21 protein-coding genes and 1 riboswitch are annotated in these 21,509 nt (G+C 45.1%); of the genes, 5 read left to right on the forward strand and 16 right to left on the reverse strand.

Annotated elements, in window-relative coordinates:
* Positions 1–128: 128 nt before the first annotated feature.
* From MKY14_RS12905 to MKY14_RS12930, 6 genes are all read right to left on the reverse strand, one after another.
* On the reverse strand, positions 129–839 hold the full coding sequence (locus tag MKY14_RS12905) for a hypothetical protein (protein ID WP_076130686.1): 711 nt from the start codon (positions 837–839) through the stop codon (positions 129–131).
* A 150-nt stretch (positions 840–989) separates the two neighbouring features.
* Entirely contained in the window at positions 990–1,685 is a 696-nt protein-coding gene (ric, locus tag MKY14_RS12910) for an iron-sulfur cluster repair di-iron protein (RefSeq protein ID WP_076184247.1), read from the reverse strand.
* Between the two features lie 297 nt (positions 1,686–1,982).
* Positions 1,983–2,708, reverse strand: coding sequence for a hypothetical protein (locus tag MKY14_RS12915; protein ID WP_076302708.1), 726 nt, complete (start codon positions 2,706–2,708; stop codon positions 1,983–1,985).
* Positions 2,709–2,919: 211 nt separating this feature from the next.
* A complete protein-coding gene (locus MKY14_RS12920; protein ID WP_036682958.1) occupies positions 2,920–3,237 on the reverse strand; it encodes a winged helix-turn-helix transcriptional regulator in 318 nt (105 codons plus the stop codon).
* Positions 3,238–3,361: 124 nt separating this feature from the next.
* Positions 3,362–3,685: a hypothetical protein gene (locus MKY14_RS12925; RefSeq protein ID WP_076184188.1), complete on the reverse strand. Its 324-nt coding sequence runs from the start codon at positions 3,683–3,685 to the stop codon at positions 3,362–3,364.
* Positions 3,686–3,708: 23 nt separating this feature from the next.
* The gene (locus MKY14_RS12930) at positions 3,709–4,641 is read right to left on the reverse strand and encodes a Gfo/Idh/MocA family protein (RefSeq protein ID WP_370511609.1); all 933 of its coding nucleotides are present in this window, start codon (positions 4,639–4,641) and stop codon (positions 3,709–3,711) included.
* A 166-nt stretch (positions 4,642–4,807) separates the two neighbouring features.
* Between MKY14_RS12930 and MKY14_RS12935 the strand changes: the two genes are divergently transcribed.
* Both MKY14_RS12935 and msrA read left to right on the forward strand, forming a co-directional pair.
* On the forward strand, positions 4,808–5,428 hold the full coding sequence (locus MKY14_RS12935; RefSeq protein ID WP_076184190.1) for a TVP38/TMEM64 family protein: 621 nt from the start codon (positions 4,808–4,810) through the stop codon (positions 5,426–5,428).
* A gap of 98 nt (positions 5,429–5,526) precedes the next feature.
* Complete coding sequence (gene msrA, locus MKY14_RS12940) at positions 5,527–6,513, forward strand: peptide-methionine (S)-S-oxide reductase MsrA (RefSeq protein WP_038572566.1); 987 nt, start codon at positions 5,527–5,529, stop codon at positions 6,511–6,513.
* A gap of 96 nt (positions 6,514–6,609) precedes the next feature.
* Here the strand turns inward: msrA and MKY14_RS12945 are convergent, their stop codons facing one another.
* A complete protein-coding gene (locus MKY14_RS12945) occupies positions 6,610–7,725 on the reverse strand; it encodes a DUF4349 domain-containing protein (RefSeq protein WP_339187980.1) in 1,116 nt (371 codons plus the stop codon).
* A gap of 427 nt (positions 7,726–8,152) precedes the next feature.
* Here MKY14_RS12945 and MKY14_RS12950 point away from each other — a divergent pair, with 427 nt between their 5' ends.
* Positions 8,153–8,305 (forward strand): DUF1540 domain-containing protein, encoded by a 153-nt coding sequence (locus MKY14_RS12950; protein ID WP_076098619.1) that lies wholly within the window; start codon positions 8,153–8,155, stop codon positions 8,303–8,305.
* Between the two features lie 146 nt (positions 8,306–8,451).
* Here the strand turns inward: MKY14_RS12950 and metE are convergent, their stop codons facing one another.
* The 8 genes from metE to MKY14_RS12990 form a co-directional block, all read right to left on the reverse strand.
* Positions 8,452–10,755, reverse strand: a complete 2,304-nt coding sequence (gene metE / locus MKY14_RS12955) for a 5-methyltetrahydropteroyltriglutamate--homocysteine S-methyltransferase (RefSeq protein ID WP_340976583.1) — start codon at positions 10,753–10,755, stop codon at positions 8,452–8,454.
* Between the two features lie 155 nt (positions 10,756–10,910).
* Positions 10,911–11,116, reverse strand: a riboswitch (cobalamin riboswitch).
* Between the two features lie 99 nt (positions 11,117–11,215).
* Positions 11,216–12,076, reverse strand: a complete 861-nt coding sequence (locus tag MKY14_RS12960; protein ID WP_076184194.1) for an undecaprenyl-diphosphate phosphatase — start codon at positions 12,074–12,076, stop codon at positions 11,216–11,218.
* Between the two features lie 50 nt (positions 12,077–12,126).
* Positions 12,127–12,750, reverse strand: coding sequence for a DedA family protein (locus MKY14_RS12965; protein WP_340976585.1), 624 nt, complete (start codon positions 12,748–12,750; stop codon positions 12,127–12,129).
* Positions 12,751–12,767: 17 nt separating this feature from the next.
* Positions 12,768–14,717 (reverse strand): FtsX-like permease family protein, encoded by a 1,950-nt coding sequence (locus MKY14_RS12970; RefSeq protein WP_340976586.1) that lies wholly within the window; start codon positions 14,715–14,717, stop codon positions 12,768–12,770.
* Positions 14,692–15,462, reverse strand: coding sequence for an ABC transporter ATP-binding protein (locus tag MKY14_RS12975; RefSeq protein ID WP_340976587.1), 771 nt, complete (start codon positions 15,460–15,462; stop codon positions 14,692–14,694). Before MKY14_RS12975 ends, MKY14_RS12970 begins: the two co-directional genes overlap by 26 nt.
* Before the next feature lie 85 nt (positions 15,463–15,547).
* Positions 15,548–16,555, reverse strand: a complete 1,008-nt coding sequence (locus MKY14_RS12980) for a sensor histidine kinase (RefSeq protein WP_076130702.1) — start codon at positions 16,553–16,555, stop codon at positions 15,548–15,550.
* The gene (locus tag MKY14_RS12985; protein WP_038572574.1) at positions 16,552–17,253 is read right to left on the reverse strand and encodes a response regulator transcription factor; all 702 of its coding nucleotides are present in this window, start codon (positions 17,251–17,253) and stop codon (positions 16,552–16,554) included. The genes MKY14_RS12980 and MKY14_RS12985 overlap by 4 nt, the downstream gene beginning before the upstream one ends.
* A 162-nt stretch (positions 17,254–17,415) precedes the next feature.
* Entirely contained in the window at positions 17,416–17,868 is a 453-nt protein-coding gene (locus MKY14_RS12990) for a hypothetical protein (protein ID WP_339187988.1), read from the reverse strand.
* Between the two features lie 367 nt (positions 17,869–18,235).
* Between MKY14_RS12990 and MKY14_RS12995 the strand changes: the two genes are divergently transcribed.
* Entirely contained in the window at positions 18,236–19,108 is an 873-nt protein-coding gene (locus tag MKY14_RS12995; RefSeq protein WP_340976588.1) for a hypothetical protein, read from the forward strand.
* 307 nt (positions 19,109–19,415) lie between these two features.
* On the opposite strand, the gene MKY14_RS13000 is transcribed toward MKY14_RS12995, so the two are convergent.
* On the reverse strand, positions 19,416–20,210 hold the full coding sequence (locus tag MKY14_RS13000; protein WP_038572584.1) for a TIGR00266 family protein: 795 nt from the start codon (positions 20,208–20,210) through the stop codon (positions 19,416–19,418).
* 300 nt (positions 20,211–20,510) lie between these two features.
* Between MKY14_RS13000 and trhO the strand changes: the two genes are divergently transcribed.
* Positions 20,511–21,407 carry an oxygen-dependent tRNA uridine(34) hydroxylase TrhO gene (trhO, locus tag MKY14_RS13005; RefSeq protein ID WP_076130251.1) on the forward strand — a complete coding sequence of 299 codons (897 nt, stop codon included), beginning with the start codon at positions 20,511–20,513 and terminating at the stop codon, positions 21,405–21,407.
* The last annotated feature ends 102 nt before the right edge of the window (positions 21,408–21,509 follow it).

The following is a 21,509-nucleotide window of genomic DNA, read 5'->3' on the forward strand; positions in this document are numbered from 1 at the left end:
TACAGTCACATTAAATGTGAATGTTTTCACATAAAAATAAGACAACTTTATTAGGTTATAACTTCCAATTAAAAAAGCCAGATCACGGATTCTGAGCAACCGTAGATCTGGCATTTATGTACTTTTTTTTAACGTATAGCCAATAAAATCTCCAATTCATCCTGCACTCTAAGCTTCATGTCCATTCCATTCTCAAGCAGCTGCTTCCCATTCACCTTCATCTTCCAAACTTCATTGCTAAGAGGAGTATAATCACCAATGGATAACACCTTTTTGTTGTCTTCGGTCAACTGCACCACACTGCTGTTCTTCAACAAACCTCTCACTGTTAAATCTTCAGTAAATCCCATAACATATGAATGATTCAAATTCACTTGCTCACTTCCACCATTCACGGTCAACAACACAATTTGAAGGGGTTCCTCTTGTTCCTTAGACATCGCCGTAATTACTAATTTTGATTCATGCCCGACTGTTCGACCCCAATCCTCAGGTCCAATGGTCTCCCCATCCATTTGCAGCTCCCAATTCATTCCTGGACCGAGTGAAATATTATTCACCGTTAGAATGCTTGTGTTATCCTCAGAAAAGGTGGCCTTCCCACTACCTTTCAGTAGGTCAAAGATCGTTATCCCTTTTCTGTAGCTCTCGCTAAGCTGCTTGTCCAAAGGGTTGGTAAGCAAGTCATTTCCCGCAACGATAAGCGAAAGCGTAGGCCCGTCTGATCCTGCTAAGCCATTATTCCCTTCATTATTAATGTCAGCAAGAGTGGAACACCCACCTATTATGAATACGATGACTAATCCTAGTAACAACCTCCACATATATTTCGTGGGCATAGTGACACCGCCTTGTCCCGCCTAATGACCACACAGCGTCTCAGGCTTGTAGTAAGTTATGCATACTGTCTATTTAAGAATAACGTAAATAAGCTTTGTTCTCAAATATAAAAAAAGTCCCCTAAGGGACTCTATGAAAACTCATTTTTTCTACTGGAATCTAGGGAACAATATATTATTCTCCAGATGAACATGTTCAAAAGTCATGCTCTCCAGCTCCTCTAGCCGGGCATAAGTCAAACGATAGGTTGTACAAGCATGAGCCGGTGGGGTGAAATCAGCTGTTATTTTGCGTATTTGTCTCAATATATCGCCTGCTGTGTCATGTTCACTCTCAAGGTCAACTAATGCCTCACGAAGTATGGTCAGCCCTTCTTCACTTGGATTGGCATCATACGCTAATAATTTTGGAAACTCGTCTTCCTCTTCTTTAGCTGTATGCTGAAGCAGATCTTCCTTGAGTGCATTAAACAAACTATATAACTCTTCTAAATGAGGGGAATCTCCGCCATGAACCCGGTATACCTTAGTTACATTTTGGCTAATCAGGGGCAGCTCTTCACGCAGGTAATGGTGATGTTTACTCACGATATGCTCGATTAACTCTGCAGAAGGTGCTGTGTTCCATGCGAGTTCTTCTTGAGGTACCGGATATTCCTCGAACAGCTTGTTGAGATCACTAATGATCATCTCTTGATCTAGTCCACGCTCTACAGCTGCTTCAGCAAGAGGTTTGGCGCCTCCACAGCAGAAATCAATCCGTTTGGACTTGAAATAATCCGCAGCTTTTGGGAATTGTAGCACAATATCTTTTACCAGGGCATCTGGAGTAAATCCAGGTTGCACCGATTGCTTATGCTGTAAATCCGAAATTCTATCATTAGGTTGTTTAGTTTCCATAATAGTTCCTCCTCGGGATATGTGATCAGGTTCTGAAAAAATCTTTTCTACCTGTTCACCTTAACCCTGAAAGGAGTTTTGACTTGTGATTGTACTCACGAAAATTGTATCTCTTTGTTGAACGAAAAAGGTCAATTATGGTGATAAATCCCCACAATTGACCTGTCCTTTGTTTACCACACGGGCATCAATAATGTTATTTGTCTTACATTTATCTATTTGATCACACCAAATCTGTATCTTCTATTGAACATAAGCCTGCATATACGTTCGCTTACCCTTTGCGTCCTTCAAATAAGGTCCTAAGCCAGCAAAGCGGGAGTGATCCATATAAACACCAGTCATCCATCGGCCTTCTGTTAGGCCTCCGTTCCATTTGAGGACAAGGTCAGGGGCGGATATCCATTCCTGATATATCTTTATATTCTGATCTTTGTACTCTTTACAAGGCTTAGACTGCTCCAGAAGACGTAGATCATTAAGGTAAGTTGGCACGAAATAAGAGGATATCGTATGCAAATCATCTTCATCAAAAAAGGGCTCATCCCCTAAAAAGGGTTTGAATAATACGGTATTCTCGTACATGGACCAAATTAGGGCTTGTAGCACCATGCTTTGGCGAATGCCATTATGGAACTTATATTGTCGTTGATTACTCGCCACATTCACTTCTTGAAGAGGTTCCGTCGACTCCAGGCAATGCCGTTCACAGCCAATACATTTCCAGCCAGAAGGACTTTGAATCCATTTTTGAAAAATAGTCCCGCTATCATTGTTGCCTTTGTAGAGTGAAGAGATAATGCTGTAAGGCACGCCAATCCACGCATCCCATAAGGAATCTGGAAGATGGCTATGCAGCATGAACAACGTCTTGTCATAGATGAGCTGTACTTTGATCGAAGCGTTCTCCAGCTCAGCAACATCCTTTTTTCCATACGTTATTTCCCGGGAAAACAGGGTGGTCTTCATCTCCCTCGCCTCCTAATAGTTTTGCTATGCCTGTACTCCAGCTGAGTAGATTTGAGCAAAAACCAATATTGCAAGCGTTTCCATGCAAGGAACATACAACGTTTTTTCTATTATATTACAGATTTTTTCGATCTGTGCAAGGTTTTTATTTAAAAATTGAAAAGCCCTCCTCCGTTCTTCAGGAAAAAGGGCCACAACACGACTTTGATTTCTACTCTACCCAGCTCTCAGCCCAAGACTGAATCTGCTGCATAACAGGCTCCAGCGCACGGCCTTTGTCTGTTAGTTCATATTCAATACGCACAGGTGTTTCCGGGTATACATGTCTAACCAGAATACCCTCACCTTCCAAATCCTTCATCCGCTCGGACAGCATCTTATCGCTCATTGAAGGAATGAGGCCGGAAATATCTTTAAACCGCTTCGGTCCACTCATCAATGTCTGAATAATAAGTCCATTCCAACGTTTGCCTAAGAAAGAGAAGGCTGTCTCAAATCTGGGACACATCGAAATTTGATGTTCTTCCATTGTTCTCACCTCTCACTAGCGAAACTTACTATTAGTTAGTATATATAATATTAACACATTTCATCCCTGATGAACATCGTTTACTAAAAAAAGTTCATCTGACATTATCATTATATCCTCGTTGTCAATCCCCTGTATGTGCTTTAGATTCCCTTTTAGAGATCGCTTCTGTCACGATTTGCGCCAAGTCATCATTTCCGAATAAGGAGAGTACGCCCAGAACTGTGTCATCAGAAATATCCCCTGCTTCCTCCGCAGAAACCGTTAGGGCAAGCGCTTTTCGCAAGGCTTCATTCCCTTCTTGCTGTGGATAAGCCTGTAAATATAAACTGTGCGGGTCGAGTCCTTGATTCACGCACCACTGGGCGAATACAAGGATCATCATCTCTTCCTCACGCTTATAGCTTTCGATGATTTGTTCCTCCACTAATTTACGGTTGTCTTCCATATTTTACTCCTTTCTTAGAGACCTCATTCAGCAAGCTGAGCTGCCAATCTATGACTAGGCAGAACTGCTGAAGCAGCAATACTGCATAACTCTGGTGTATTTATATTGTTCAGGAAATGATCTACCACTCCACCAAAACCTCTTCTATCCAGCACCGTATCCCAGCTTCCAAAGCTCTGGGTCCGTGGCAAAGCATTTTTTTCATATAGGATGGCTTGGTCCAGATCTGCCACTTCCACCGAACGTCCATTACCGTGCAGCTCCAGCTTCTCCAAATCAACACCCGCCTCACGAACCATACTATACATCCCCACTGAGCCTTGCTTCCAACCCAGCATTCCAGATGCCTGCACAAGTCGTCCCTCTCCATTGGATTGAAGATTACTGCGAAGCAGCTCATACTGATCTCCACATAACCATAACAGCAGATCAAGCATATGAATCAAGTCGTCATGCACAGTCTCACGGCTGCTGCCTAACTGCAGCTTCGTGCGATGTTTAATCGCGTGGCAATGGCTAATGCCTCCGGCTTCCTCGAGCCAACTCTTGGCAGTGACATACATTGGGGCAAAACGCCGATTAAAGCCCACGCCTAGCAGCAGCCCTTTATTTTCTGCCAGCTCTGCCATCCTTCTGGATTCTTCCAGATCATAGGACAGCGGCTTATCTACATACACCGAAATCCCATGTTCGAGACATTTTGTTACTATATCATAATGGGTCGTCGTTGGGCTATGCACAAATACTGCATCCAGATCCCAAGACAACAGCTCGTCCAAATTTGTCGTACCTTTAGGAAAACGGTAGGCTTTAACAGCTTGCTCTACTGTTGTGGATGAGTGACTGAGAACCCCCACTACCTCAACTTGTCCATGCTGAGAGAGCAGTGGCAAATATACTTTGCGGGCGATATTGCCAATCCCGATGATGGCGACTCTTTTGCGTGCAGAAACGATCACTGATCTAACTCCCCTCTTTATAATTCAAGAATTTATCTCTCTCTTTGTTCTCTATAAATGCTATTATACCTGCTTGGCGTTCGCCGACAATGATCTTCACTTCAATATTTACTTTTTATCCCGTATGATGAGATGAATGAGTGGAAGAAAGGGTATATTAGCTATGAGAAAATGGTTCTCGATTATTCTTTATGTTTCGGGCACAATCCTTGCGTTTATCTACAGATATGACATCCTTAGCTGGATGAAAGAGGATCATAATCTTTTCAGCTCTATAGGGATCGCAACTTTACTGGCTCTCTTTCCAGTTGTACCGTACAAAGCGGTCATCGGATTTTTTGGTTATGCATACGGAAGTTTGGCAGGTGCTTTAATTTGCTGGGTAGCTACAACCCTTGCTGCCGCATTCCTTTTCGGCGTAGTGAAGTTCTTATTTCAAGATCAAGCGAGAGCTTATCTGACTTCTATTCCCCTACTCGAAAAATTCACAAAAGGCATAGAACGGCGGCCCTTTGCTTCTATTGTCTTAGCACGTCTCTTGCCGATTATCCCGCAGACAGCAGTTAACATCTATGCCGGAGCAGCCGGACTGCCCTTCTGGAGTTATCTTGCTGCCTCAGCTATTGGAAAAATCCCAGGCATCGCCTTGTATGCCTTCCTTGGGGATCAACTGTTCCAGAACCCTGGAAATGCGATTATAGCCATCATTGTTTATGCCATTGTGCTTATTATAGCCGGACTAAGCTTTCGTTACAGTTCACAGGAAGTAAAAAACACTAGGTAACAGAGAGCTTATTTGGCGTAAGCTGGCAGGCTGTGGTTATTTGCTTTATAATTAGATTGTGATCTATTTAATTGCATTACATGAATGGAGGGATATTAATGAGTGAACATCAGACTAACCATATAAATTCCAAGGCGGAAAAAGCAACCTTTGCAGGTGGATGCTTCTGGTGCATGGTCTCGCCGTTCGAGGAATTGCCAGGCATTATTAGTGTCGTCTCCGGCTATACTGGCGGGCATACAGTGAATCCTACCTATGAAGAGGTATGCTCCGAAACTACAGGACATGTTGAAGCCGTACAAATTACGTTCAATCCAGAAATTTTCCCTTATAGCAAGCTGCTTGAGTTATTCTGGCAGCAAATTGACCCAACCGACGCGGGTGGACAATTCCATGATCGCGGCACCTCTTACGGAACGGCTATCTTCACCCATTCTGAAGAGCAGAAGCAACAAGCAGAGGCTTCCAAGGCAGCTTTGCAAGAAAGCGGCCGATTCGCTAGCCCGATTGTTACCCCGATCCTCCCGGCAGCAACCTTCTATCCTGCCGAAGAATATCATCAGGGCTACCATCGTAAGAACCCGGGCCACTACAAACGTTACCGTAAGGGTTCCGGCCGAGAGGATTTTATCGAAACCCACTGGACACATAAAGAAGACAAACTAAGCTTAAAAGAACGTCTGACGCCACTTCAATATGAAGTCACTCAGAATAGCGCTACAGAGTCACCTTTCCGAAATGATTTTTGGGATCACCACGGAGAAGGCATTTATGTAGATATCGTATCTGGTGAAGCATTATTCAGTTCGCAGGATAAATACGATTCCGGTTGTGGCTGGCCCAGCTTTACACGTCCGATTCGCGATTACGCCGTGAAGGAAAAGACGGACCTCAGCCATTTGATGGTTCGCACAGAAGTGCGCAGCAAAGTAGCAGATTCCCATCTAGGTCATGTCTTCGACGATGGTCCAGGGGAAAACGGCCTGCGCTACTGCATTAATTCAGCGGCACTGCGCTTTATACCAAAAGAGGATCTGGAGAAAGAGGGCTATGGCGAGTATCGTGTACTCTTCCAGCCTGCCTAATCTTCGATAAAAGCGAATACTGTACTGTCTTACAGAAAAGAAAAGCCTCCAATTCACGGTATACCATGAATTGGAGGCTTTTTAATTCATAGAAGCTTATTCTTTATTCTCGTCCTCGTTAGCTTTCTTATCCTTTATTGAGGTTGTCACCTTTGGCTCTGCTGGTCCAGGGAGTACCGCCTTTTTCAGTTCCCGATTTTCCTGCCGTATCCGCTGGGTCTGCTGCTCCCGTCGTGCACGGATATTTTTGCGGGCAAACCAAACGATGACTAAAATAATGCCCGCACCGATTAGAATCGGCAATGCACCTGCAAGAATTACAAAAATCCACTGAAACATAACAGATAGTGCGTTCAGGCTTCCTTTTAAAGCATCCGATGCCCGTTCTAGCAATGGACCTTGCTCTGCCTTTTCCTTCACGGCTAAGCTCTCATCCGTCTGGTACACTCTAAGCTCTACCGTTGAAAAGGATACGTTCTGATCTATATATCGCATTCTGCCTTTGATCTGCTCAATCGTTTCTTGAATCGAACCAAGCTCGTTTGCAAAGGCGACCAGATCACTTGATTTCGTTGCTTTTTTCATAAACTCTGTGTATTGAGCTTCCATTAACTGCTTTGCCTTTAGACGCGACTCCAGATCAACATACTCCTCCGAGACATCCTGACCTTGAATACTGCGCTGTAGCGATTCGTGTTTTACTTTTTCCAAATTATTCAGAAAAGGAGAGAACCCGGAGGCAGGCACCTTAAGGATAAACGTCCCTCCTTGCTCATATTGCGACATGTTTTCGTTAAACTCTATAATATATCCTTTAGCCATCGTTACCATGTTGCGGATTTCAGTCTGAGCTTTACCGTAATCTTCTACTTCCATAGTCAGATTGGCATGATAGATTAGCTTCTTGTTCAATCCTTCCACGACATCACTGCCCGTGAATCCCGCGTTCCCTTGATCCGTGTTCTCTGATGTCAAACCTTTTTCAACTGGGGCTTCGTTGCCTCCCGCTGCTGTCTCAGCTTCTGCTGAGGTGCTCTTATCCGCTAATGTAGCTTTCGAAGATTGCTCAGTGGTTGCTGCAGCAGAATTACTCGTATTTCCGCCGTCACCAGCTAATTTGTCTGCCGCCGAATTGTTATCACCCGAGCCACAACCTGCCAATACCACCGCAAGAATTAATAAACATAAGTAATGCAGACCCCATTTGCGCATTCTCATTCCTCCAAAAGTGTAGTGGTTATCCCTAGCATTGTAACGTTACGGAATGTCATGTTTTGTACAGATCTCTTCCGTCTCTCATTTCTATAACGCCCCAAAACTTGGAAGGTTGCACTGGAATATGGAATTTCGGTAAATTTCTTTTGGTCTTTCATGTTGAATACACAAAAAGCCGCATTTCTGCGGCTCTTATTGGACATATTTTTGATGTGGGAAGGTGACCCGAAAGTTAAAGAACTCATTTGCTTACAAACTCATTATTTGGTACAATTACCACGTCTAACCTAGTAAAAAAGCCAAATACCCTCTATTCATAATGAATGAGGGCGTGACACGGCTTTGTTGAGACAAGCTCCACCTTGCTGAACAGAGCCGTTCATTGAATGATACTATCAATTACTATAAGGGGAGGTGAACCCTCATGGCAAAAGACGTAGTTTGTGAAGTTAACTCCTGCACCCACTGGGCAGAAGAGAACAAATGCAGCGCTGAATCGATCTTCGTAGCTTTCCACAGCTCCCAAGAACCAAAACGCGCAGAAGAAACAGATTGCAAAACTTTCGAAAGTAAATAAGTAAATGCCTGAAGGGACCCTCCACGGTTCCTTCTTTTTCTTTTTCATTCTAACAAGATTGAGAATTATTATCAAGTAGCTGATTATAAAAAAATAAGTGAACTAAAAAGCCAGGGTAAATTACCCTGGCTCTAATTTATTTATGTCTATTTTGAAGCAATAACCCCTGACTTTTCCCTCGCAATAGCAGCAGCGCTTACCATATTACGTAGTGCATCCTCTGTCTCCTGCCAGCCACGTGTTTTCAGACCGCAATCCGGATTAATCCAGAACTGTTCAGGGTCCAGCACCCGCAGCGCACGATCGATATTCGCCGTCATTTCTTCTACAGCCGGAACCCGCGGGCTATGGATGTCATACACTCCAAGACCGATTCCTTTATCATAGGCCTGCTCCTCAAAGCTGATAATCAGCTCCCCATGGCTACGTGAAGTCTCAATGGAGATTACATCAGCATCCATAGCCGATATGGAATCGATCATGTCATTGAATTCGCTATAGCACATATGCGTATGAATTTGTGTCGTAGCCTTCACATGGTTCGTAGCAACGCGGAACGACTTCACTGCCCAGTTCAGGTAATGCTCACGGTCTTCTGCCTTAAGCGGAAGTCCTTCACGTATAGCCGGCTCATCCACTTGAATCATTTCGATGCCTGCATCTTCTAGCGCTTTTACTTCATGGCGAAGGGCAAGAGCAATTTGATTGGCTACCTCTTCCCGGCTGAGATCATCACGTACAAATGACCAATTGAGGATAGTTACAGGACCCGTCAACATTCCTTTAACCGGAAGCTTCGTCAACGATTGTGCATAGACACTTTCTTTAACAGTCATAGGCTGTATAAATGCAACATCCGCGTAGATCACCGGTGGCTTAACGCAACGGGAACCGTAGGATTGAACCCAGCCATTACTAGTAAACAAGTATCCGTCCAGCTTTTCTCCGAAAAACTCCACCATATCTGTACGCTCGAACTCACCGTGGACCAGAACATCCAGACCTAGCTTTTCTTGGAAGGTAATTGCATCCGCGATCTGCTCACGAACAAATCCATCATAACGCTCCTGATTCCAGACCCCTTTACGCCATTTCAATCTCGCCTGACGCACTTCTACTGTCTGCGGGAAGCTACCAATTGTAGTGGTTGGCAGAAGTGGAAGCTGCCATTTCTCTTGCTGCACCTTTAAGCGTTCAGCAAAAGGCAAACTGCGTTGGTCCGGCAAAGCTGCAAGTGCAAGCACTTGCTCCGCCACATCCTTACGGCCACGCTCAGGTAGTGCGCGGAATGCTGCAATAGCTTCACGACTAGCGGCCAGCGCTGCTTTAGAAGCTTCTCCTTTATCTGCGAGGGCTGCTCCGAGCAGACTAAGCTCTGCAAGCTTCTCATCGGCAAAAGCTAACGCATTCTTAACTGTCGCCTTCAGCTTCACCTCACCTTGAACGGTGACTGGGACATGCAGCAGACTGCAAGAAGGCTGAAGAATAAGACGATCAAGCGGCACATGAACACTGAGCTTTTCTACCAGTTGCAGCTTAGCGTCTAAATCGGAACGCCAGATGTTCCGTCCATCAATAATTCCGGCACCCAGCCATTTGTCCTTCGGCCAGCCAAGACGTTCGATAGAAGCCAGATTTGCTCCACCATCGTGCACAAAGTCAAGACCCAAGCCTTGAACAGGCAACTCTAGCAGTGCTTCCAACGGTTCAGCAGCTTCAAAATACGTCTGTAAAATAATATTCAAGCCCGGCACGGAGCCGGCAATTTCTGTGTATATCGAGTTAAGCAGTGTTAATTCTTCTTTACTTATGCCTGTAACAATCGCTGGCTCATCGATTTGTACCCAGCTTACCCCTTCTTGCTTCAGTTCCTGTAGCAGTTGAACATAGACTGGAACAAAACGTGCAGCAATCTTGGCGATATCTGCCGCTGCGTAACCTTTGGACAGCTTAAGGAAGGTATACAGACCTAAAAGTACCGGTTTACCTTCAATCCCTGCCTGCGATTTAGCAAAACGATAAGCCGCTAGAGGTTTATTTTCAGTCAGGCGTGGTGTTTGTGTGCCGATCTCTGGAACGATATAGTGATAGTTCGTATTGAACCATTTGGTCATCTCACAGGCAGTAGCCTCAGCATTACCACGGGCCATTGCAAAATAAAGATCAAGCCCGATGTCGCCGCCATCATACGTGTACCGTGGAGGTACAATTCCAAACATAACAGCCGTATCCAACACATGGTCATAAAAAGTAAAATCATTCACCGGAATAAGCTCAATTCCTGCCTCTTGCTGGGTCTTCAAATGCTGCAGCTGAATTGCTGCCATTTCGGAGCGGAATTGCTCCTCATTTATTTTCCCCTGCCAGTAGGCTTCCAGTGTCTTTTTCCACTCGCGGTTCTTTCCGATTCTCGGATATCCAAGATTGCTTACTTTTACTTTATTCATCATCTCGATACACTCCCTCTTCCATCTCTTATTTCAAACTCCAAAGCTACTTGCTTTCCTATAAAAAAGAGCGCCCTTCCCTAAAAAAGTCAAAGGGAAAGACGCCCATGATATACCCATGGTTAACGTCTAACACCTCCCTATCTTCCGTAGGTGAAGCAGTGCTGTTGAAACAGGCAGGTCTCCTGGCTAGCGGCGTCAACATCTTGAACAGTCTTCCCAGCAGTAGTAAATTGCCAGTGACCTCTGTTGCTCGAGATTCTTCCGTTACAGTGGCGGGACCGCATCGGCTTCGAACCGAATTTCCCTATTAAGCCTACCGAATTACTATTTCCCGGTCAGCACCTGTCTCCGATATCATTCATCATTTGAGTGTCTTAATCTGATGTCATCATACGTGAAAGCCCCAGCAATCTGCAATAGATTACTGGGGCTTCTGTTATATCGATTCCTTATAACGGACTTAGAAAAATACGAAATATACTACAGCAGCAAGAATTATACGGTATATAGCAAACGGTAAGAGCTTGATACGATTGATCAGTTTTAAGAAGAATCGCATCGATAACAGCGCAAATAGGAAGGCACTAATAAAGCCTGCGATAAAAAACGGCAATGCATCCATGGTGAAATATTGCCAGTTTTTCATCAGTGACAACAAACTGGCACCTGCCATGATGGGTACTGCCATAATAAACGTAAAATCAGCAGCGGCACGATGGCTCATCCCGAGGAGTACGCCACCAGAAATCGTCGAGCCCGAGCGTGAAAATCCAGGCCATAACGAAAAACACTGTACAAGACCTACACCAAGTGCCTGTTTGTATGTAATCTGATCTACACTCTCAGTTCTGATCTTCTTCGGCCCAAACAGATCGGCAATAATCATTAATACAGCCCCAATCACTAGACCAATTAACACTGTTGAGGTAGAGAATAAATGCTCATCAATATAATCATTAAACAGAACACCTAACACACCTGCAGGCACTAACCCTACCAGAACCTGAGTCAGCTTGAGATGCCCGCCCTGCTCCAACTGCGGTAGCTCCTCTGTTACAGGATCCAACTGCTTACGGCTGAAACGCTTTAAGCCTAACAAATCAATGAACCGATTTCTAAAAATCACAACAACCGCTAATATTGAACCCAGTTGAATAACTACTTTGAAGGTATTTGCCGTATATTGTCCAAATAACTCCTGTGATTTCAGCCACATATCATCAACAATAATCATATGACCCGTGGAGGATACTGGAGCAAATTCGGTTAAACCTTCAACAAGCCCCAAAATAATGGCTTTAATAATCGTTAATAGCTCCATGTGTTTCCCTCCTTTTTAATAGTCATTTCTATTATCAGTCCACTACCCGCTTAGCCCTCAGTGTTCATTCTCCGGCTGCGTTTGCGGAAGTACAGAAACCCAAGAATAACTAATCCACCAGCAATTAGTACATAGACTACATTGGAGTACACGTCCATGTACATAGCAATGTCTTCCCAGGATTCTCCTAAAGCCGCGCCAATAAGCACAAGCAGCAAATTCCATCCCAATGTGCCAATCGTTGTGAAGATCATAAATACTCCAAATTTCATGCCCGACATTCCCGCCGGAATCGAAATCAGACTGCGGACCAGCGGAACCATCCGACAAAACAATACAGTCCAATAGCCATATTTATCAAACCAGGCGTCAGCCTTGTGGATATCTTTTTTAGTGACGCGAATTAGGCCCCCCCAGCGTTCAACCAGTTTCTCTAACCGGCTCACATCCAATAATCGGCCAATATAATAGAGAATTACTGCACCCAGTAGTGAACCAGCCGTGGCAGCAATGATTACACCAAGGATCGTCAAGCTCGTCGTAGTCGTCATAAATCCTCCAAAGGGCAGGATCACTTCTGAAGGAATTGGTGGAAATATATTTTCAAAGGCCAGCATCAGAAAAATACCGAAGTAACCAAACTGCTCCATAAAATCTGTAATCCATGCTTGCATCTTGTTATCCCCATTTCTCATATCAAGTTCTTCTTCAGGTTGCGTAAATAGCGGCTGCGAATAAAAAAGAAGTATAGTCCTTGAGCAGCCAAATATCCGAGTAACACCGCGCCTGTCTCCGTTGCGATAGATAAGTAGAACAACCGTTGAAGCGCAATAAAGGCAAACACACTGTGTAAAATAGCTATTCCGACCGGCACAAAAAACAACAAAGACAGCTGAATCGTAACTATTCGATTGAGTTCTTTATCCGTAAGCCCCATCTTGGACAAAGTGGAATATTGATTGCGATCATGATCAAGATCGGTATATAACCGGAAGTAAAGAAAGCTGCCTGCCGCAATAAAAAAGACAGTACCCACCAGCAAGGAAGCAAAAAGCATTGTGTTATACAATGTTTTCTGAAGCTCAAACAGCGTGCCGCTGATCACAATCGCATACGGAGAATCACTTTCATAGGACTGTTTGCCTTTATGGGCAAGATCAGCTGCGATACCTACCGTCTGCGGAAAATCCTCTACATAAAAACCTGTATAAAGATCCGTCTGCACGGGATCAATAGCACTGTAAAGCTCGTCACTGATCACGACACCACTAAAATCCCCGCCATCTCTACCATCCAGCTCCGGCAATAAATATTCGGCAATGGGGACTTGCTCGGTATAACCTATTTCTTTAATGGCAAGTCCTTGCTGCAAGGAATAGACCGCTTTTACTCTGCCTTCTGTTAAACTGCGATCCCGCTGCGAACCAATCATCACCAGACCTTCGTTGCCCACCAGAGCACGCTCATCTGTTGGGAAACCTGCACGTTGCAGGGCGAGATTATAATCACTGAAAGCAATCAAGGGAAGGCGTAAAGTGCGATCGGGTCCAGTCTGAGCTTCGACCTCAGCATATTTAATCGGGATACTAAGCGCTTCATAAGGGAGTCCGTGCGTCTTGAGCTCTTCCTTAATTTCGTTCAGATGCTGATCAAAGGGTACACCCGTCTGATTTCCTTTGGCTACATAACCCACTGCTGCGGGATAATCCAATTTCAGCTCTCTGGAAAGTGTATGTATCGATGCAAATACCCCTACGGAAGTGAAGGAGACTGCGGATACAATCGTCACCATAAAAAACATCCGGCCATTCTCTTTCCAGCGGTAGGACAAACCGGATAAAGTGATGATATTCGTACGATGCCAATACAAGCGCCGAATGTCCTTAAGCAGCTTAACCAAACAAATACTTAGCTGGGTATAAAAGAGATACGTCCCGATAACCGTAATCGCAACGACCGGAAACATGACTTTCTCTACGGAAGCAGCTTTTGCAGTAGCCGCCATATAATAACCACTGATCAGCAGTACAGCAGAAATAATAGATAATACAAAGGATACTTTGGGTTCTTCTTCTGCCTTACGCTCTCCCTGAAACAGATGCATCAGTGACTCATTGCCGATAAAAACAAAGGTGCAAAGCGATATCAGAAAAAACAATAACACGAAGCTGCAAATCGTAAGCACAAGTGCCTGCCATGGGAGATGAAAGGTTAACAGGGGAATTCCCAAAAAAGTAGATCCGATCATCAAAAATAATTTGCCCAGAAGTAACCCGAGAAGGGTACCTGTCAGGATGGCAGAGGTGCCGATCATCATATTTTCCAGAAAAACCATGGTGTTCAGCTGTCTCTTCGTCATTCCATGCATCAATAAAATTCCAAACTCCATCTTGCGCGACTGCAGGAAGGATCCAACGGATACGAGTACGAACAAAGAACAAAAGACATAAATAATTGCCTCTGCCACCATCATCGTATGAGCCGCCGTACTATAAATTAAGCTCTTTGAAATATCCGGATGGTAAATAAACAAAGCGCACACGAAAAAGATCATCACCGAAAAAGCACTGACGACAAAATAAGCGGCATATTTGCGTTTATTACGTGTTACATTCCTATAAGCGAATTGCCGAAAGGTCATGGCTGGTTCCCCCAAGCAGAGACAGCATATCAATAATACTTTGGAAGAAAGCGCCTCTATTACTGCCCTTGTACATTTCACTATAGAAACGTCCGTCTTTAATAAAGATGACCCGGTTGCAAAAGCTTGCCGCCACTGCGTCATGTGTGACCATCAGCACCGTAGCTCCTTCTTCCTTATTCACCTCTGTCAACATATTCATGACTTCCCCTGAGGCTTTGGAGTCCAGATTGCCTGTGGGCTCATCCGCCAAAATTAACGATGGACGATGAATCATCGCCCGGGCGATAGCCGCCCGCTGCATTTGTCCGCCTGAGACCTCGTACGTGCGCTTCTTCAGCAAATGTTCGATGCCAAGCAAGGTAGTGACCTCTTTCAGCCTGCTCTCCATCTCTGGGACACGAGCACCTGCAAGCGTTAAAGGTAATACGATGTTTTCCTCTACAGTGAGCGTATCCAGTAGATTAAAATGCTGAAAGACGAAGCCTAGCTCATGACGGCGAAAAAGCGCCTTTTCTTTTCTGCTAAGCAGATTAGGATCTCGGCCTTTGATTAGAATCTGACCGGAGGTCGGTTGGTCGATGGTGGCAATCGTGTTGAGCAGCGTTGTTTTCCCGCTCCCGGATGGACCCATTATGCCAACAAACTCCCCCTTTTCTACAGAAAAGCGGATATGATTCAGCGCCTGAGTGGACACTTTACCCTCATATATTTTTGATAAATTATGAACATCTAGAATGGGCAAGTGTTACCTCTCCTTCTTTCGACTGGATTGCCTTCATTATACAAAGTGTACACATAGGCTGCTATTTCTGAAACTTACAATGCCCTTACACATTTGTAAGGTTTGTTATATGCTGCTCCCTAAATACAATCCGCACGGTGGTCCCGCTTCCTTCTTCGGAACGGATACTCACCTCATGTCCAAGCTTGCCGCAGATCTGCTTCACGAGATATAAACCCATCCCCGTAGATTCCTGGAAGGTTCGTCCATTCACCCCGGTAAAATAAGCATCGAACACGCGCGGCAGATCTCCTGCTGGTATGCCTACTCCTTCATCCCGGATCTCAAGCACAGTCTGCTTATCTTCCGTGACCATCCCTTGGAAATAAACATGTTTGCCCTCTTCTGTCGTATAACGTACAGCGTTCGTAATCAGCTGCGTAAGGACAAAAGTGAGCCATTTTTCATCCGTGGTTACGGTAATCTGCTCATCTATTTGTATAGCTGGAAATACTCTTTTTCGAATAAAAAGACGCTTCTGCTCAGAGGTCACACCACGTACGATGGTCTCCAAATTCAGCCGTTCCACATAAAAATCGTGCTCGAAAGTATCCAGACGGGCCGTATAAAGCACGGTATCCAGTCCTTTTTTCAGACGATCCAGTTCATCACCAATTGCCGTAAAAGGCGGACCATCCTTATCCTGAATGATCAGATGAATGACAGACAACGGCGTCTTCATGCCATGTACCCATTGATTAATAAAGTGAATATGCTCTTCTAATTTGTGGCGGTAGCTGTGCAAATCATTTTTGTAGAGGCGGAATTGCGACCCCAGTAAACCTCGCAAGCTTACGGCTAGCGGAGAATCCTGTGTAGGGCCACCTGCCTCATCGAGAGAGGAGGGCGTAGTCTCCAAACGTTCATAGAACGTGCGATTGGTGACGTAACGGTAAGCGAGGTAGCCAATCAGTAGACAAGTGCTGAGCAGCGCGGCATATAAACTTACATTCAGACCGCTGCCTCCATCCAGCCGATACACTAATGTGATCAGGACTAGCTGGGCTAGATAGACCACGATCAGGGGGAACTGTTCCCGTAATAACAATTTCATTCCTCATCCCCCCAATTCGGAATCAAACGATAGCCTTGACCGCGCACGGTTTGTAGTCCATCTGTGATAGCGAGAGCGGCAAGTTTTTTGCGTACACGTGTAACATATACATTTAAGGTATTTTCATCCACGAAGGCTTGATCATCCCATATTTTTTCGAGCAGCCTGTCCCGGGTAACGATGACGCCTGATTTTTGCATTAGCTCATCTAGTATCTTGGCTTCCGTGTGGCTTAAGTCCACTTTAGCTTCGCCTCGGGTAAGGATTAGCCGCTCTACATCCAGCGTCATTCCGGCAACGTTTAGTGTGCGTTCATTATTCCCACCGGCATAGGTGCCGTAGGCGCGCCGCAGCTGACTTTTGATTTTGGCCATCGCGATTTCGTAATCAAAAGGCTTAGTGATATAATCGTCGGCTCCATTTTCCAGCGCCATTACTTGGTCCATTTTGCCATCGCGGGCAGATATAAAAAGAATAGGGCAGGTTGAAATTCCGCGAATCTGGCGGCACCAGTAATAACCATCATATTTGGGCAAATTAACATCAAGGAGTACCAGATGTGGCGTGAACGCCTCAAACTGAGTGCGGACCCGCTCAAAATCACTCACCGCCTGCGTTTCATATCCAAACTTATGTAAATAATCCTGCAGCAAAGCCACAAGTCCACGGTCATCTTCTATAATAAATATTTTGAACATATCATGCCTCCGGTCCAGCCTTAACAATATAAGGGGGTCTGCCAAATAATATATACACCGTGCATAGGGTTAGTCAAATCGGAAGGAAGAAAAAAGAACCCATGAAGCACCTGTTTACGGCACCTTCTAGGTTCTTGGATAAGTTAGGTTTAAGGATATCAACTAGTCCCATTGTTTCTTCTGAATCCCGGCAAGAACTCTCTCTACAGGTGCCCAGCCGATAAGTTCTGGTTGGCTCCAGCCCGGAGCAGCTTGCAGATGGCAAATTTCCATGTAGTGATCTATCCTAACTATATCCCAGGCATGAATGGCCTCGCCATTCCCAAGGGCCAAAGCTACATGCCCCCAATCCTTAAGCTCACCGTCCACCAAACCTGAGCAAGCATAAAAAACAAACGCGCCAGCTGGCGGAGCCCCCGGATTCTTGTGCGCATCGTACAGCTCTGCGGATTCGCGTGCATCGCTGCCTCCCCACATTTCGATCCCATTGCTTCTTTCATATGCATCCTCAACAAAAGCAAGACAACGCAGCGGATACTCCTGCGACCCCAGCCGCTCCTTAGCCCAACAAATAGCACTCTCAATTTCCTTGCCAAATTCCACGTCCATTAGCAATATACATTCCTCCAAAGTACGAAATAGTGTTGAACACATCATAACTGAACCAGCTACTCATGAGCTGGTATTATATAGTTATCAATTAAACTATCCCAATTGTACCTGAGTGGTCATCTACTTCGGCCAACCATTACTTAAAAAACATAAAAAACCGTAAATGAGCATAGCTCATTACGGCTCTAACAAACTATAAATTGGTTTAAAGATACAGGAGTGGTGGTGGTAGCAGTAACAGTAGTAGTGGTAGCGGTAGTGGAGGACAATTTAAAGTTGATATTGCAGACGCCGAACGGTGATATCCCATCGAACATAAGTAACTTATTGCTTGTTGGAGTAGCTCATCTGCGGGATTTATACCGCTCATTTGACTGTAGGAGTGCTCCATCGGCTCCATTCTGCGGGATTTATACCGTACATTTGGCTATATGTGCTCCATCGGCTCTATTCTAAGGGATTTATACCGTACATTTGGCTATATGTGCTCCATCGGCTCTATCTGCGGGATTTATACCGTACATTTGGCTATATATGCTCCATCGGCTCCATTCTACGGGATTTATACCGTACATCTGACCGTATACGCTCTATCGGCTCCATTCTACGGGATTTATACCGTACATTTGGCTATATGTGCTCCATCGGCTCTATCTGCGGGATTTATACCGTACATCTGACCGTATACGCTCGATCGGCTCTATTCTACGGGATTTATACCGTACATCTGACCGTAGGTGCTCCATCAGCTTCATTCTGCGGGATTTATACCGTACATCTGACCGTATACGCTCGATCGGCTCTATTCTACGGGATTTATACCGTACATTTGGCTATATATGCTCCATCGGCTCCATTCTACGGGATTTATACCGTACATCTGACCGTATACGCTCGATCGGCTCTATTCTACGGGATTTATACCGTACATCTGACCGTATACGCTCGATCGGCTCCATTCTACGGGATTTATACCGTACATCTGACCGTATACGCTCCATCGGCTCCATTCTGCGGGATTTATACCGTACATTTGGCTATATGTACTCCATCGGCTCTATTCTACGGGATTTATACCGTACATTTGGCTATATGTGCTCCATCGGCTCTATTCTACGGGATTTATACCGTACATTTGACAGTGTCGAGTAAATTAAAGGCAGTTTTGCCCTTCTTTCGCGCGATACTAAACCTTTACAGCAAAACAAGGGCATTTCTGCCCTTGTTTCACCACACCCTATAGCGCCACCGCTGAAACGACGCGTCCTCTTGTAATGTTGTATACCTCGTATGCTCCACATCTCGCACGCTCATCGCCTCATATGCTCAGCATTTCCACGCTCACTCCATATTTCGTATGCTCTTTGCCTCATATGCTCAGCATTTCCATGCTCACTCCACATCTCGCACGCTCTTTGCCTCATATGCTCAGCAATGCCACGCTCACTCCATATTTCGCACGCTCTCTGCCTCACCTACTCAGCACTTCACACGCTCACTCCACATTCTATATCCTCTACTTCCACGCTGTGCAATGCGCTCACGCAGACTTATCTACCATCCAGCAGATTGCCGAGCCCGCCAAGCACGCTTCCTTCTTCTTTCCGACCGCTGTTGCCGGCAGCGGACAGGATGCGATCGGCCATTCGGCTGAATGGCAGCGACTGTACCCACACCTTGCCGGGTCCGCGCAACGTTGCGAAGAACAGGCCTTCGCCGCCGAACAGCGCGGTTTTGACCCCTTTTACAAACTCAATATTGTAATCCACCGAAGACGTCATAGCGACTAAACAGCCAGTGTCCAGCTTAAGCGTCTCTCCCGGTTGAAGTGTGCGTTCCATAACATAACCGCCAGAGTGTACAAATGAAAGTCCGTCACCCTCCAGCTTTTGCATAATAAAACCTTCACCACCAAAAAAGCCGGTACCCAGCTTACGCTGAAATTCAATACCGATTGAAACTCCCTTTGCCGCGCAAAGGAATGAATCCTTTTGACAGATGATTTTTCCACCGTATTGCTGCAGGTCGAGCGGGATGATTTTGCCTGGGTACGGAGCAGCAAAGGTGACACTTTTACGTCCATAAGAACCACTGTGTGTAAAGACAGTCATAAACAAGCTTTCACCTGTCAACAGACGTTTGCCCGCGCCCATCAGCTTCCCCATCAAGCCACTTCCACGCGAGCCTCCGCTGCCGTCGCCAAATATCGTCTCCATTGTTATTTCCTGATCCATCATCATGAAGCTCCCGGCTTCGGCAATTACACTCTCTCCTGGGTCAAGCTGCACCTCTACACACTGTATTTCCTCACCCATAATGGCATAATCAATCTCATGAGCACTCATCCCGCAGTTCCTCCTTATAATTAAAGTCAACATGTGACTTATGAATGAAAATATATACGTGCGTGGCGATTCACGGTTTCGCTAATCCTAACTATCCATGAAAACCTCCTATATTCAGCAAAAAAATCAACCAGAGATTCTGGCTGACCTTAATCCGGTATCCCTGAAAAATGTTATTTATTCCAGCTTTCTTGAGGTTACTGTACCACATCTCTTGTCAATACTTGATAATATGTTACAATACTTTTTATACTTAAATGTTTATTTAGTAGTCTAATTCTAATGATAAAGGTGAAATGAATGAATCCACAATCGGAATATGCAATTCTGCTATACTATAAATTTGTAAAAGTGCCGGATGCAGAACAATTCGCCCAGGAGCATTTGGCTTACTGCAAAGAGCTTGATGTAAAGGGACGAATTCTCATCTCAGATGAAGGCATTAACGGAACACTATCAGGTACGGTTGCCCAAACCGAGCAATATATGAAGGATTTGCGCGCAAACCCTCTGTTTAGCGACATCATCTTCAAGATCGATGAGGCTGAGGGTCATGCCTTCAAAAAGATCTTCGTTCGTTATAAAAAAGAACTCGTGACGTTCCGGGTCGAGGATGAACTGGACCCTAACGTGATTACCGGAAAGCATCTGGCGCCTAAAGATTTCTATGAAATGATGCAGCGCGACGATGTGGTGATTCTGGATGGTCGTACCGGCTACGAATTCGATCTTGGTCATTTCCGCGGCTCCATCCGCCCCGAAGTAGACAGCTTCAAAGAATTCCCGGACTGGATTCGCGAGAATATGAGCGACCTTAAGGATAAACCAATCCTGACCTACTGTACAGGCGGGATCCGCTGCGAGAAATTAAGCGGGTTTATGATGAAGGAAGGTTTTGGACAGGTGTACCAGCTGGATGGCGGCATTGTGACTTACGGTAAAGACCCTGAGGTACAGGGCCAACTGTTTGATGGCAAATGTTATGTCTTCGATGAGCGGATTTCCGTACAGATTAATCATACCGACGAGGATATCGTTGTCGGACGATGCCATCACTGCGGTCAGCCAGCTGACCAATTTATCAATTGTGCTAACGATGCTTGTCATCTTCAGCATATTTGCTGTGAGGACTGTGAAACACAGCACAGTGGTCATTGCTCGGACGAATGCGAAGCTATCACGAATGCTGTGGGCTAAATAAAAGGACAAGCTGGCCGCAAATGTTTCTGCACGATTCAATTACGAGCACTAGTGAGTCTTAAGTTAACTAAAAGGTGGCGTACAGGATTTTCACTGTAC

The organism is Paenibacillus sp. FSL R5-0887 (assembly GCF_038002305.1).
Classification (GTDB): Bacteria; Bacillota; Bacilli; order Paenibacillales; family Paenibacillaceae; genus Paenibacillus_AQ; species Paenibacillus_AQ odorifer.

Bases quoted from the DNA above. Each gene is read 5' to 3' on its own strand.
- MKY14_RS12905 (WP_076130686.1), bottom strand. From the start codon at position 839: ATGCCCACGAAATATATGTGGAGGTTGTTACTAGGATTAGTCATCGTA.
- MKY14_RS12915 (WP_076302708.1), bottom strand. From the start codon at position 2,708: ATGAAGACCACCCTGTTTTCCCGGGAAATAACGTATGGAAAAAAGGAT.
- MKY14_RS12920 (WP_036682958.1), bottom strand. From the start codon at position 3,237: ATGGAAGAACATCAAATTTCGATGTGTCCCAGATTTGAGACAGCCTTC.
- MKY14_RS12925 (WP_076184188.1), bottom strand. From the start codon at position 3,685: ATGGAAGACAACCGTAAATTAGTGGAGGAACAAATCATCGAAAGCTAT.
- MKY14_RS12935 (WP_076184190.1), top strand. From the start codon at position 4,808: ATGAGAAAATGGTTCTCGATTATTCTTTATGTTTCGGGCACAATCCTT.
- msrA (WP_038572566.1), top strand. From the start codon at position 5,527: ATGAGTGAACATCAGACTAACCATATAAATTCCAAGGCGGAAAAAGCA.
- MKY14_RS12945 (WP_339187980.1), bottom strand. From the start codon at position 7,725: ATGCGCAAATGGGGTCTGCATTACTTATGTTTATTAATTCTTGCGGTG.
- MKY14_RS12950 (WP_076098619.1), top strand. From the start codon at position 8,153: ATGGCAAAAGACGTAGTTTGTGAAGTTAACTCCTGCACCCACTGGGCA.
- metE (WP_340976583.1), bottom strand. From the start codon at position 10,755: ATGATGAATAAAGTAAAAGTAAGCAATCTTGGATATCCGAGAATCGGA.
- MKY14_RS12960 (WP_076184194.1), bottom strand. From the start codon at position 12,076: ATGGAGCTATTAACGATTATTAAAGCCATTATTTTGGGGCTTGTTGAA.
- MKY14_RS12965 (WP_340976585.1), bottom strand. From the start codon at position 12,750: ATGCAAGCATGGATTACAGATTTTATGGAGCAGTTTGGTTACTTCGGT.
- MKY14_RS12970 (WP_340976586.1), bottom strand. From the start codon at position 14,717: ATGACCTTTCGGCAATTCGCTTATAGGAATGTAACACGTAATAAACGC.
- MKY14_RS12980 (WP_076130702.1), bottom strand. From the start codon at position 16,555: ATGAAATTGTTATTACGGGAACAGTTCCCCCTGATCGTGGTCTATCTA.
- MKY14_RS12985 (WP_038572574.1), bottom strand. From the start codon at position 17,253: ATGTTCAAAATATTTATTATAGAAGATGACCGTGGACTTGTGGCTTTG.
- MKY14_RS13000 (WP_038572584.1), bottom strand. From the start codon at position 20,210: ATGAGTGCTCATGAGATTGATTATGCCATTATGGGTGAGGAAATACAG.
- trhO (WP_076130251.1), top strand. From the start codon at position 20,511: ATGAATCCACAATCGGAATATGCAATTCTGCTATACTATAAATTTGTA.